The sequence below is a fragment of the Streptococcus sp. 477 genome (assembly GCF_013277295.1).
Classification (GTDB): domain Bacteria; phylum Bacillota; class Bacilli; order Lactobacillales; family Streptococcaceae; genus Streptococcus; species Streptococcus pseudopneumoniae.
Map to the genome: position 1 here is coordinate 1 of NZ_VMMQ01000020.1, position 13206 is coordinate 13206.

Below are 13206 nucleotides of genomic sequence, written 5' to 3' on the forward strand. Positions count from 1 at the left end.
CCTTAGCTTTGTCCTTAGCCACTGGCTTAACTGCTGCTATTGCGGCAATTCCGTCTGCTTGCGCTTTGTCCACGCCTGCTTGGTCGCTTGCTGCGTCAATGGCTTGGATAGCTTTGTCCGCTGCCGCTTTAGCTTGTTCCTTAGCCGCTGCTTTTTCATCTGGGCTAAGCTGGTCATTTCCTTCAATCTCAGCTTCTTTCTTATCAAGCTCATCTTGAATAGCTTTTTTAGCCTTGTCTTTTCCTACTGGATTAACTTTGGTTATTTCAGCAATCCCTTCCATTTTAGCGTTTTCCACACCACCTTGGTCTGTAGCTACTGCAACATTGTTTGCCGCTTTTTTTGCATCTTCTATAACTTCTTCTTTAGCTGCATCCTTTTCGTTTTCTGATAATGTGTCATCATCATCTATCATAACTAATTTCTCTGCTGCTTTTTCTGCTATTTCATCAGCTGCTTTATGTTTTATTTTCTTTTCTTCATTCAGGTTTTTTTGTTTTTCTAGTGCCTCTTCCACTACTGTTTTATAATCAGTAGTACTAGCTTCAGAATCAATCTTATCCTTAATTTTCTGCAATTTTTCGTCATAAGCAGCCTTGGTTTCAGGAGTAGACCATTTTGTATCTTCTTCTTTTTGTGCTATTAATTTATCATGAACTTTTTGAGATAAATCCTTGGCAACTTTGCTAGTATCCTGAGTAACTGAAAACCCTGTTCCCACAATTGGTAAAGCATAATGTTTCCAAGGTACTTGATATCCCATCCCTAATTTTGAATTATCAGAAGCACTAATTTTTACAGTATATTCTGTGGCACCTTTAGGTAACACTATACTTTTACTAGTAAAAGTACCTGTTCTGTTTCCTTGATTATTTTTGTGCTCTGCCAACATTTGATTAAGTTTATCTATATTAGGTTTCGGAAATCTTTCGACAGTAAACGTACTTCTATCATTAGCATTGACTGAGACTACATTCTTATTTGTATCATTTATAGATTCATCAGGACGAAAACTTTGACTATAGATAGATTTCATCATCCCGTCTTCAAGTTTTGCAATTACCTCAACTTTATATCCCGCTTTATAACCATCAATATCTCCTGTAAAACCTGTTTTAAAAGAAATATTAACTCCTGTTCCTGTAGATGAAGAATAGGCTTTATAAGTTTTTTCTATCCCATTAAAGCCTTTTAGCCCTTTAGAAATTTGTTGCGCTTCTCCATTCCCTCCATTTTGATCTATATCCTTAAACTCACTGTTATCAAATGTTTCTTCATCTCTAGTCGCATATGTTCTAACTTGAGAAAGAAGTAGTATATACTCGTGAGAACGATCAAACGAATTTTCCTCGACATGTGCTGTATACGATTGTCGATTTCTCGTAACATTCACAGTTTCAATAGGAAAGACCCCGTCAGCTGTCTTTCTTGCAACAGCAAATTTTCCTTCTTTGCCCTCTGCTGAAACTGCCTTCCAACCACCAAATTCATTCAGTTCACTAACTTTACCTTGATCTATATTTGTCCTACTACCGATCTCGTCTATTTTAGCAAGTTTTTTCTCATTCTCTACTGTTTCAGGCAAATCTTTTAATTTAGTCGCCAAATCGTCTACACTTGCATCATCTCCTGGAGCTGTATACACTTGATTTGCATCTGGGTCGTCATCGGTTGGAGTCGCTGTTGGGGCAGGTGCATCACGTCTTTTACGTACTTTTGGCTTGTTGCTTGCTTCTTCCTCTTTGGTCCCTGGATGACTCTCTTGCTTGCCTTCATCCCCTGCTTCAGTATTGGTTGCAGATCCTTGTTCTTTTGCAGCAGGAGCAGCGTAGGTTGGCTGCTGTTCCTCTGATTTTTTCTCTGTTTCCGAATCCTTATCAGCTGCCACCTCCTCATTTGACTGTACGGCCTGTGCTTCCTCAGCAGATACCGCTCCACTTCCCATAAAGAGATACAGCGCCGCCACGGCTACCGAGGCCGCTCCAAAACTAACCTTCCGAATCGAAAACCGCAAGCGTTTTTCTCTATCGTCCTTCTCACTATAAAACATATTAGATGTTCCCCTTTTTAGTTTAAATTTTTTCAAGTGTAATTACTGAGTCCATAACTGTAACACAATGCAAAGGTTTGCCTTGTGGATCAAAAATGCACTCAATCATTCAACCTGATATGACTAAACTATTATACCTTAAATTACTTTAAAAAGATAATCATTTGACTTCTTTATCTCACTTAGTATCAAGAAAAAGACAGCCTATCCATATATATGGATAGGCTGTACAAAGCTATTCTATCAAGCTTCCTGACGATTCTGTCTTGAGAAACATATACAAATCAAGGTTTTATTACAATTTGATAACATTTTAGTTACGGTTTGTTTCGAAGTGTTTCCCCCTGATGTTAAGCACATCAAAAGCTAATTGATAAAAACAAATCCTAGCATTGTATAATTAAAAAGCCGCTCTTCTGTAGTAGCCACGCCATACTCTCTTTTTTATCATTTATGGATAAAACTAAATCATATGCCAGTTTATAGATTCTAACCCCTTGCTTAGGGATTCTTATAGATTAGATTATTAGCTAGCCAGCTCCAGTTTTTCTAAGATCACTACTTCTCTTAGGCTTACTTGATTTACAAATGACCTAACTAGCTAACTCCGAAATCACTGTATTTTATCGAACCCTATCTAGGAGATAGAGAGTTACAAAAAACTCCAACCACGGCTTGCAACCCTCGTCTTTGCTGGTTTCTCTGTATTTTTTTAGGGCTTATTTGTATTTTTTCAATAGCTCCTCAAACTCAGCGACGGTTATGCCCAACTGCTGGCTAGCAACCTCAGAAGTCAGAAGACCTTGGCGGACTAGATTTACTAAACCTACTTTTAATCCCTGTTCAAGCCCCTCTGCACGACCTCTCTCCAACCCTTTTTCTTCAGCTTGTTCCAAAGCATAGTCCTGTGCTAACATGGCTTGTTCTTCTCGCCTGCGTTGTTCACTAAACATTTTCTTATCCTCCTCGGACCAACTCTTGTAGTCCAGCAGTTGATCTGCTTGGCTGATGGCTCGCTCGGGCTGCTGGGTAAAGGGTTTATTCCCGAAAAACTCTAACCATGGTTTACGAACCTTGTCTTTGCTGGTTTCTCTGTATTTTTTTAGTTCCAAGAAAGCCATCTTAACCAGATGGTTTTCCTGACCGTTATTTGTGATGGTTAAGACCTCACCTGTCGTGTCCTCTCGCATGCTAAAACTATGAAAAGCCAAGTCATCTGAGAAGTAGTTACTATCCACAATTGCGATAGCGTATACTGGTGAGATGTGTTTATAACTCTGATGAGTATCACCTTCTCGTTGACGAATTTTTTCAAGATTTTGATTGACCTGACTGCAAAGGTAAGCCCACAGGCGATTGATGAAAAAATTCTGATGATGGACTTGAATCTCAATGATTACTTGAGTACCATTATCTAGTTCAGCTAAAACATCTATACTGGTATAGAAATCCTGTGCCGAGTAGGGTAGGGAAGGCAAGACGTGAATATTGCTTCCCTCCAAAATGGTCACATTTTTTGCTGGCAAGTCCAGCATATCGCGAATAAATTGACAAGTGATTTCCGGATTGCTAAAAATCTTCTTAGCAACCAAATCATTGGTCGGGCTAATGCCCGGATGACGTACAGTCATATTGCTTCTCCTTTCATTATAGCACATTTTTTAATCTAGATTTGATTATTCTATTTATTTATTCGAAAAAGAGAGGAAAATACAGTCAAGATATGGTCACAAATTTAAAATTTTATAGTGAAATGAAATAAGAACAGGGCAAATCTATCAGGACAGTCAAATCTATTTCTAACAATGTTTTAAAAGTAGAGGTGTACTATTCTAGTTTCAATCTACTATACCATTATTTTCTCCGATTTCTTGATAGTTTATAAAAAAGCAGACCATCTAAGCCTGCTTTACGATTGATTCTTATATAAATTCCTATTAACAAGAAAAACAATTCTGATAACTTATTCTTCATCCATACTCAAGACGCTAAGAAAGGCTTCTTGTGGAACTTCTACTGATCCGATAGCTTTCATACGTTTCTTACCAGCTTTTTGTTTTTCAAGGAGTTTGCGTTTACGAGAAACGTCACCACCATAACATTTAGCAAGTACGTTTTTACGAAGAGCCTTGATATCAGTACGAGCGACAATCTTGTGTCCAATAGCCGCTTGGATTGGAACTTCAAATTGTTGGCGAGGGATGATTTTCTTGAGTTTATCAACGATGAGTTTCCCACGTTCGTAGGCAAAGTCCTTGTGAACGATAAAGCTGAGGGCATCCACCTTGTCTCCGTTGAGAAGGATATCCATTTTCACTAGCTTAGATGGGCGATATTCTGACAATTCGTAGTCAAAACTTGCATAACCACGAGTCGAAGACTTAAGCTTATCAAAGAAGTCAAAGACAATTTCAGCCAGTGGAATTTGATAGATAACATTGACACGGTTATCATCAATATAGTCCATCGTCACAAAGTCCCCACGCTTACGCTGAGCTAATTCCATCACTGCTCCGACGAACTCCTGTGGTACCATGATTTGCGCCTTAACATATGGCTCCTCAATGGTCGCAATTTTAGTTGGATCTGGGAATTCAGACGGGTTGGACACATCCATAGACTCACCGTCGGTCAAATTAACCTTATAGATAACAGATGGAGCTGTCATGATGAGGTCGATGTTGAACTCACGTTCCAAACGTTCCTGGATAACATCCATATGGAGAAGTCCAAGAAATCCACAACGGAAACCAAATCCAAGTGCCTGAGATGTTTCTGGTTCAAACTGAAGACTAGCATCATTCAGTTGCAATTTTTCAAGGGCTTCACGCAGGTCATTGTACTTGTTTGACTCGATAGGATAGAGACCCGCAAAGACCATAGGATTCATCTGCTTGTAGCCATGTAATGGCTCTGTTGCAGGATTGGTTGCCAAGGTAACGGTATCCCCCACACGAGTATCCTGAACCGTCTTGATAGAAGCCGCAATATAACCAACATCACCAGTCGCAAGAAAATCACGACCAACTGCTTTGGGTGTAAAGATACCGACTTCGGTCACATCAAAGGTCTTGCCATTGCTCATGAGCTGAATCTTATCGCCAGGTTTGACCACCCCATCCATGACACGCACTTGAAGAATAACTCCACGGTAAGCATCGTAAACAGAGTCGAAAATCAAGGCTTTTAGTGGTGCCGTCACATCACCCGTTGGTGCTGGCACTTTTTCTACGATTTGCTCAAGAATTTCTTCAATCCCAATACCAGCCTTGGCAGATGCTAAGACTGCTTCACTGGCATCCAAACCAATGACATCTTCAATCTCCGTACGCACGCGCTCAGGGTCTGCAGCAGGCAGGTCAATTTTGTTAATAACAGGCATGATTTCCAAATCATTGTCCAAGGCCAGATAAACGTTGGCAAGAGTTTGAGCCTCAATCCCTTGGGCAGCATCAACCACCAAAATCGCCCCCTCACAGGCAGCGAGCGAACGTGAAACTTCATAGGTGAAGTCTACGTGTCCTGGTGTGTCAATCAAGTGAAAAATATAAGTTTCCCCATCTTTTGCAGTGTAATTGAGCTCTATGGCATTCAACTTAATGGTAATCCCACGTTCCCGCTCTAAATCCATACTATCCAAAAGTTGAGCTTGCATTTCACGACTGGAGACTGTCTCAGTTTTTTCCAAAATGCGGTCTGCTAGAGTTGATTTTCCGTGGTCAATATGGGCGATAATAGAGAAGTTACGGATCTTCTCCTGTCGTTTTTTCAATTCTTCTAAGTTCATGATTCTCTTCCTTTCAGGGTATCTATTTATTATAAATTGTTTTTGACATTTTGACAAGACCATCCCCTGCTAGGAGTACTAATCTTCAGCGACAAAGCCGTCATTCTCAATAAAGTGATGTTCTGTCATCCCTTGATCTGTAAAGACAATCCCGTGAAGGACACCACCATAAACAGCTCCTCCGTCCATCCCAATCTTACCATTTTCTGTCATCCAAAGCTCAGCTGTACCACGCTCTTGCTGTAACAAACCATAGACCGGTGTATGACCGAAGACAATGGTTTTTCCAGTATGATTTTCGGCTTCGTGGAATGGTTTTCTAAGCCATACTTTCTTGTAATCTGTGGTTTCATGCCAGTCATCCAAGGTCAAATCAATACCAGCATGTACAAAGATATACTTGTCTGTCTCTACTACAAATGGCATTTGACGAATGAATTCGACCAAGTCTGCCGCTTCAGTAGCAACCCGCTTGGCATCCTCAATCCCGTCAACTGGTGCATCCAAGGGACGACCTAGGATAGAGTTAATAGTTGTATCACCACCATTACGGCGATAATGGTCATAACTTTCTTCTGGGTCATCTAGCCATGTCAAAAACATATACTCATGATTTCCTGATAAACAGATAGCCCCTTGATTGTCCACTAAATCCTTGACCATTTCAAGGACACGGCAACTATCTTCACCACGGTCAATCAAATCGCCTAGAAAGAGCAACTGGGTCTGACCATCCCAGGTTTTGAGAAGGTCTTCCAGCATCCCAGCTTTTCCGTGAACATCTCCAATTACATAATAGTCAGTCATCTTATTTCTCTCTGTTTCTCAACAATTCTCTGGCTTGCGTCAGGGCTGCTTCGGTCACATCATCACCTGCCAACATCTTAGCAACTTCCTCCACTCGCTCTTCAACCGTCAAAAGACGAACAGTCGAAACTGTTGAATGGTCATTGCTGATCTTCTCAATAAAAAATTGATAATCCGCAATCGCAATTACTTGTGGCAAATGGGAAATAGCTAGAACCTGCCCATGTTGGCCAATCTTGTGAATCTTCTGTGCAATAGCTTGAGCTACACGACCTGAAACTCCTGTGTCCACCTCATCAAAGACTATGCTAGTCTTACCTTCTTTACGTGAAAAGGCAGACTTAATGGCTAGCATGAGACGGGATAATTCCCCACCAGACGCAACCTTGACCAAGGGTTTAAAGTCTTCTCCAGGGTTGGTTGAGATATAAAACTCAACCATTTCATTGCCCTCACGGCTGAATTTGCCCTTGCTAAAACGAACCTGAAACTGGGCTTTTTCCATATAAAGGTCTTGCAGTTCTTGTTTAATCTCTGCTTCGAGCTGCTGAGCCAAGTCATGACGAGCAGAGGCAAGCTGACCTGCCAAGTCGACAAGATTGACTTCCAACTTCTTGAGCTCTGCTTCCATGTCCTCAGACGAAAGATTATTGCCTGTCAAGAGATTGTATTCTTCCGTGATCTTGGCAAAATAAAGCAAGACATCGTCTACAGTCCCACCATACTTACGAGTAATAGTATGAAGGAGATCCAAACGATTCTCAACCTGCATGAGACGATTGCCGTCAAAATCAAGGTCCTCAATAATAGCTTCCAAACGTTTGCTAATGTCTTCTAAGACATAGTAGGTCTCAGACAGTGAGCTTGAAATTTCACGGTATTCAGGGTCATACTCTTCGACACTTTCCATGTCATTCATGGCTGAACGAACATTGGCCAGACTTGAAAAGTTTTCATTGTCCAACATACTGTAGGCATTGGTCAGTGTATCCGCAATATTTTTATGATTGAGAAGTTTATCACGCTCTTGATTGAAAGCCAAATCTTCTCCAGCCTGCAAGTTTGCTGCCTCAATCTCTGCCATTTGAAATTCCAACATTTCGATACGTGCCTTATGTTCTTGTTGGTTTTTCTTGACTTCCAGAACCTGCTTACGCATTTTACGGTAGGCATCAAAACTCGTTTGATAGGTTTCTTTTAAGTCCCAAAAGGCTGTATCACCAAATTCATCCAGCATCTGGATATGCAGTTGGGGACGCATTAACTCTTCTTGATCATGCTGACCATGTATATCCACAAGATGTTGCCCAATAGCACGCAAAACAGACAGATTAACCATCTGGCCATTGACACGACTAATACTCCGACCATTTTGCAAGATTTCCCGACGGATGATAATTTCATCACCTAATTCTAAACCTTGCTCATCAAAAATTTCCTGTAAAAGACGACTATTCTCAACTGAGAAAAGCCCCTCAATCTCTGCCTTTGGTGCACCATGACGAATAACATCTGTCGTCGCACGAGCTCCCAACATCATATTCATGGCATCAATGATAATCGACTTCCCTGCGCCTGTTTCACCAGTCAGGACTGTCATCCCCTTTTCAAAATGGAGGGAAATAGCCTCAATAATGGCAAAGTTTTTTATCGAAATTTCAAGTAACATATAGACCTACCATTTTTTTACTTGTTCAAAGATTTCCTCAGCTAGACTTTCACTTCTGGCCATGACTAAAATCGAACTATCATCAGCCAAACAGCTGAAAATCTTATCCGCAAAAGTCTCAATTAACTGAGCTTTTACAAAAGCTGTATTTCCTGGAATAACTTGGAGATTGATCATCTTGTCCATCAATTGAGCCGATTCGATATTATATTCAGCTAGTTGCAAACTTTTTACGATTGATTTTGGCAATTCATAGACATAGGTGTTGTCTCTCAAAGGAATTTTGACAATGCCTAGCTCTTTGATATCACGTGATACTGTCGCCTGAGTGGCAGTGATGCCTGCCTCTTTCAAATGTTCTACAATTTCTTCTTGTGTACCGATTTGATAATCTGTCACAAATCGTCTAATTTTTTCAAGTCTCTCTTTTTTATTCATTTTTAAATTGACTATGCGCCCTTTCTACTATTTCTTCAATCTCAGCAAGAACCTGATTGCTTGCTGACTCTTCTTTTTTCAAATACGCTAAAAATTCAATATTTCCATGTCCACCTTGGATGGGAGAAAAGTCCAAACCAAGGACTGAAAAGCCTTCCTCTACTGCCATAGCTGTGACAGATTCAAGGACATGTTGATGGACCTTGGCATCACGAATGATTCCATTTTTCCCAATCTGCTCACGACCTGCCTCAAACTGAGGCTTAACCAGAGCCACGACCTGACCTTGATCTGTCAAGACTCGGTGCAAGGCCGGAAGAATCAGACTAAGGGAAATGAAACTCACATCAATACTGGCAAAGCTCGGTTCCTGCTCGAAATCAGTTTTTTCAGCATAGCGGAAATTGAACTGCTCCATGCTGACAACTCGTGGGTCTTGGCGTAGTTTCCAAGCCAACTGATTGGTACCAACATCAACTGCAAAGACTAACTCAGCACCATTTTGCAACATGACGTCGGTAAAACCTCCAGTAGAGGCTCCAATATCAATCGTTGTTGCCCCTTCTACTGTCAAATCAAAGACCTGCAAGGCCTTTTCTAATTTCAAGCCACCACGGCTAACATACTTGAGTTTTTCACCCTTGAGTTTTAGCTCGGTGTCATCTGGGATTTTTTCTCCTGGTTTGTCAAACCGTTCTCCATTCAGGACTGCTAGGACTAGACCAGCCATGACACCGCGCTTGGCCTGTTCTCGCGTTTCAAACAAGCCCTGTTTATAAGCTAGTACATCCACTCTTTCCTTAGCCATTGATTCTCAAACTTTCTACTACACTTACAATCGATTCTGTTTCAAAGGGAACCTGCTGGGCAATTTCTTCTAATTTGGCATTAGCTTGATCCAGGGTTTGGTTACAAAAGGCAATGGACTCTTCCAAGCCCAACAAGGCAGGATAGGTTGATTTTTCAGCCTGCAGGTCCTTTTGAGGTGTCTTGCCGATCTCCTCAAAACTGGCAGTCACATCCAGTACATCATCTCTGACCTGAAAAGCAAGTCCAATCAATTCACCCACAGTTTTCAGCTTTGCCTGCATTTCAGGTGACAATTCTGCTAGGATAGCAGCTGCTTGGAAGGGATAGGCTAGCAGTTTTCCAGTCTTATTAGCATGAATGGTCTGGAGTTCTTCCAAAGACAAGTGCTGGTGTTCGCCTTCCATATCCAAAACCTGGCCTGCTACCATACCCAGACTTCCTGAAGCAAGGGATAAGTTGGCAATCAAGTCTACCTTAATCTGACTTGGCAAATCTGCCTGCGCTATCAAGGCGTAAGGATCTAGGAACAAAGCGTCTCCTGCCAAAATGGCCATAGCTTCACCAAATTTCTTATGATTGGTCAAGCGTCCCCGACGGTAATCATCATCATCCATAGCAGGAAGGTCATCGTGAATCAAACTCCCTGTATGAATCATTTCCAAGGCCGCGGCCACCTGCGCGTGAGCTGGTTTAATAGCCACCTGCAAGGCTTCCAGAACTTCCAACAAGAGAAAAGGTCGAATACGCTTGCCACCAGCATGAATGGAATAGAGAACAGACTCTCGCAAACTAGAGGCAAACTGCTGGCCTCCATAAAAGTCTTCCAAGGCTGACTCGACAAGAGCTAATTTTTCTTGCTTCTTCATTCAAAATCACTTTCTGTTCCGTCTTCTTGCATGACCTTGACCAAGGTCTTTTCAGCCTTGTCCAGCGTCGCTTGGAGTTCTTTTGACAAGACCATGCCCTTTTGAAAGGCAGCAATCGCATCTTCCAGAGCAATTTCACCATTTTCCAAACTTTGGACAATGGTCTCCAGTTCTGCTAGATTTTCCTCAAATTTCTTTTGTTTTGACATCTTTAACCTCTAATTCTACTTGACCATCTCGCATCAAAAGCGTTACTTGGTCTTTTTTCTTCAAACTCTCAACCGAATCTACAACGGACTCTTCTTTTTTGACAATAGCATAACCACGCGCCACGATGCGACTGGCATCCAACATCAACAAGGCTTCTGAAAGTCTCTTGACTTCAGCAACCCTGGCATCATAAACCAGCGTCATTTGACTACGGAGGAGCTTATCCAACTGGCCTAGACGGTCTTGATAGCGTTGGATTTTGGTAACAGGTGATAATTGAACCAGTTGATGCGTCCTTGCTTGGACTAATTGCTTGTTATCAGAAATCCGTGTTCGCAAACTTTGTTTCAAACGCAATTGCAGTTGATCCAAGCGTTGCATATAGCCATCATACAAACGTTCTGGTTGTCTAAAGATAACAGACTGACTGCATTTTTTCAAAGCTTCTTGTTTCTTAGATAGGACATTTCGGACTGCCGTTGCCATCCGTTTTTCCTGATTTTGCAAATGAGCTAATAGATCCAACTTGGTCACAGGTGTTGCTAGTTCAGCCGCCGCTGTTGGCGTTGCAGCGCGTCGATCTGCCACAAAATCTGCCAAGGTCACATCCGTCTCATGCCCCACACTAGAGATAACTGGCAAACGAGATTCAAAAATAGCTCGTACCACAATTTCTTCGTTAAAGGCCCAGAGATCCTCAATAGAACCACCTCCACGACCAATAATGAGTAAATCCAAATCGTCCCCTTGATTAGCACGCGCAATATTTCTAGCAATTTCCTCCGCAGAGCCTTCACCTTGCACCTTAGTCGGATAAAGTAGAATATCGACACCTGGAAATCGCCTACTGACGGTCGTGATAATATCTCGAATCACGGCTCCACTGCGACTGGTTACCACACCAATTCTCTTAGAAAATTGGGGCAGAGCTTGCTTGAAGCGTTCTTGAAACAGGCCTTCTTCTGTCAATTTTTTCTTGAGTTGTTCAAACTGAATCGCAAGCGCCCCAACCCCATCAGGCTCAGCCTTTTCAATGATGATGGAGTAGCTACCACTTGGTTCATAGACCTGCACACGCCCAATCACATTGATTTTCATTCCTTCTTCCAGGTCGAAGCCTAATTTCTGATAAACCCCAGACCAGATGGTCGCTTGAATAACTGCATGGTCATCTTTTAGGGAGAAATATTGGTGAGTAGGTCGTTTACGAAAGTTGGAAACTTGACCAGTTAAATAGACCCGCTCCAAGTATGGGTCTTTATCGAATTTCATTTTCAGATACTTGGTCAAAGTTGTTACCGATAAATACTTTTCCATCTCCACCTACTATTCATTTTCTTGCTCTTTCATGGGTATTATTATACCAAAAATATGCCTAAAAATCTCCATTTATGTACCATTATGAGGGAAAAATAGAAAAAGGAGGCAAGGCCTCCAATTCTGTTTATTTACTATTTCGAGCTTCTTCCAAAATCTTTGCAATCTTGGTCGTCAACAGGTCGATAGCTACTGTATTGCTGACTCCCTCAGGAATGACGATATCAGCATAACGCTTAGTCGGCTCGATAAACTGATGGTACATGGGTTTAACCACACCTAGATACTGGTCAATAACGCTATCAAGGCTACGGCCACGTTCTTCCATATCGCGCTTGATACGACGAATAATACGCACATCGTCATCCGTATCCACAAAAATCTTGATATCCATCAAATCGCGCAGACGCTTGTCCTCCAAGACCAAAATCCCCTCAACGATAAAGACATCCTGAGGCTCCTGACGATAGGTCTTGCTGCTCCGTGTATGTTCAGTATAGTCATAAGTCGGAATGTCCACCGGACGCCCTGCCAACAATTCCTTCATCTGCTCAATCATCAAGTCTGTATCAAAGGCAAATGGATGGTCATAGTTGGTTTTGATACGCTCTTCAAAGGTCAAATGAGACTGATCCTTGTAGTATGAATCATGCTCAATCATGGAAATCTTTTCATCAAGAAAATGCGATAAAATGGCTCTTGAAACACTGGTTTTACCACCACCAGAACCACCTGTCACTCCAATAATGATTGGTCTATTTTGCATGCTATCCTCCGTTATTTTATCCGTCGTCTATTCTATCACATTTTTTACAAAATTTATAGTCTCATCAGCAAAAAACACCAGAGTCTTCCCTCTGATGTTCGATAGTTTTAACGAAAGCCCTGTAGGGTTTGAGCAAGCATCTGCAAGAAAGCCAGTCTCCCTCTTTCCTGGCTAGGAGCTTTGGCAATCCATAAACCAAAATCAATGACAGACTTAGGTGCCTGGTAATGATGCGTCATGAGGTAAAGCGACAACCCTTGACTCAAATTGGCCATGACCGATTGGTATTTTTCATTTCTGTCTAAATTTTGTATAGCAAGACGAAACAGGTGACTCAACTCACTATTTTCATTTATTTCTTTTTGTTGAAGAAGTTGCTCCACCCTTTCTCGAAACTCATTTTGCATCATGGAATTATCACACCAAATCCTGGTCTAGGTGCCCATGGACCATAATTAATCCAGCCATTGACTATTACACTTCCCG

The 13206-nt window shown here is 41.6% G+C and carries 12 protein-coding genes; all 12 read right to left on the reverse strand.

Annotated elements, in window-relative coordinates; genetic code table 11:
* Positions 1-2050: DUF1542 domain-containing protein (locus HT691_RS03575; protein WP_172925254.1), on the reverse strand; the 2050-nt coding region annotated here is incomplete at its 3' end.
* Positions 2051-2769: 719 nt separating this feature from the next.
* Entirely contained in the window at positions 2770-3681 is a 912-nt protein-coding gene (locus HT691_RS03580) for an Rpn family recombination-promoting nuclease/putative transposase (protein WP_172923341.1), read from the reverse strand.
* Positions 3682-4013: 332 nt separating this feature from the next.
* Complete coding sequence (gene lepA / locus HT691_RS03585) at positions 4014-5837, reverse strand: translation elongation factor 4 (protein ID WP_001047210.1); 1824 nt, start codon at positions 5835-5837, stop codon at positions 4014-4016.
* A 78-nt stretch (positions 5838-5915) separates the two neighbouring features.
* A complete protein-coding gene (locus HT691_RS03590) occupies positions 5916-6644 on the reverse strand; it encodes a metallophosphoesterase family protein (protein ID WP_023933784.1) in 729 nt (242 codons plus the stop codon).
* A 1-nt stretch (position 6645) separates the two neighbouring features.
* A complete protein-coding gene (recN, locus tag HT691_RS03595; RefSeq protein ID WP_023933782.1) occupies positions 6646-8313 on the reverse strand; it encodes a DNA repair protein RecN in 1668 nt (555 codons plus the stop codon).
* 6 nt (positions 8314-8319) lie between these two features.
* Complete coding sequence (locus HT691_RS03600; protein WP_001034403.1) at positions 8320-8751, reverse strand: arginine repressor; 432 nt, start codon at positions 8749-8751, stop codon at positions 8320-8322.
* Entirely contained in the window at positions 8744-9559 is an 816-nt protein-coding gene (locus HT691_RS03605) for a TlyA family RNA methyltransferase (RefSeq protein WP_023933778.1), read from the reverse strand. The genes HT691_RS03600 and HT691_RS03605 overlap by 8 nt, the downstream gene beginning before the upstream one ends.
* Positions 9552-10427: a polyprenyl synthetase family protein gene (locus HT691_RS03610; RefSeq protein ID WP_023933776.1), complete on the reverse strand. Its 876-nt coding sequence runs from the start codon at positions 10425-10427 to the stop codon at positions 9552-9554. Before HT691_RS03610 ends, HT691_RS03605 begins: the two co-directional genes overlap by 8 nt.
* Complete coding sequence (locus tag HT691_RS03615; RefSeq protein ID WP_000043226.1) at positions 10424-10636, reverse strand: exodeoxyribonuclease VII small subunit; 213 nt, start codon at positions 10634-10636, stop codon at positions 10424-10426. The genes HT691_RS03610 and HT691_RS03615 overlap by 4 nt, the downstream gene beginning before the upstream one ends.
* On the reverse strand, positions 10614-11954 hold the full coding sequence (gene xseA / locus HT691_RS03620; RefSeq protein ID WP_023933773.1) for an exodeoxyribonuclease VII large subunit: 1341 nt from the start codon (positions 11952-11954) through the stop codon (positions 10614-10616). Before xseA ends, HT691_RS03615 begins: the two co-directional genes overlap by 23 nt.
* Positions 11955-12081: 127 nt before the next feature.
* A complete protein-coding gene (udk, locus tag HT691_RS03625) occupies positions 12082-12720 on the reverse strand; it encodes a uridine kinase (protein ID WP_001181364.1) in 639 nt (212 codons plus the stop codon).
* 107 nt (positions 12721-12827) lie between these two features.
* A complete protein-coding gene (locus HT691_RS03630) occupies positions 12828-13130 on the reverse strand; it encodes a bacteriocin immunity protein (RefSeq protein WP_000983427.1) in 303 nt (100 codons plus the stop codon).
* Positions 13131-13206 lie beyond the last annotated feature (76 nt).

Bases quoted from the DNA above. Each gene is read 5' to 3' on its own strand.
- HT691_RS03580 (WP_172923341.1), bottom strand. From the start codon at position 3,681: ATGACTGTACGTCATCCGGGCATTAGCCCGACCAATGATTTGGTTGCT.
- lepA (WP_001047210.1), bottom strand. From the start codon at position 5,837: ATGAACTTAGAAGAATTGAAAAAACGACAGGAGAAGATCCGTAACTTC.
- HT691_RS03590 (WP_023933784.1), bottom strand. From the start codon at position 6,644: ATGACTGACTATTATGTAATTGGAGATGTTCACGGAAAAGCTGGGATG.
- recN (WP_023933782.1), bottom strand. From the start codon at position 8,313: ATGTTACTTGAAATTTCGATAAAAAACTTTGCCATTATTGAGGCTATT.
- HT691_RS03600 (WP_001034403.1), bottom strand. From the start codon at position 8,751: ATGAATAAAAAAGAGAGACTTGAAAAAATTAGACGATTTGTGACAGAT.
- HT691_RS03605 (WP_023933778.1), bottom strand. From the start codon at position 9,559: ATGGCTAAGGAAAGAGTGGATGTACTAGCTTATAAACAGGGCTTGTTT.
- HT691_RS03610 (WP_023933776.1), bottom strand. From the start codon at position 10,427: ATGAAGAAGCAAGAAAAATTAGCTCTTGTCGAGTCAGCCTTGGAAGAC.
- HT691_RS03615 (WP_000043226.1), bottom strand. From the start codon at position 10,636: ATGTCAAAACAAAAGAAATTTGAGGAAAATCTAGCAGAACTGGAGACC.
- xseA (WP_023933773.1), bottom strand. From the start codon at position 11,954: ATGGAAAAGTATTTATCGGTAACAACTTTGACCAAGTATCTGAAAATG.
- udk (WP_001181364.1), bottom strand. From the start codon at position 12,720: ATGCAAAATAGACCAATCATTATTGGAGTGACAGGTGGTTCTGGTGGT.
- HT691_RS03630 (WP_000983427.1), bottom strand. From the start codon at position 13,130: ATGATGCAAAATGAGTTTCGAGAAAGGGTGGAGCAACTTCTTCAACAA.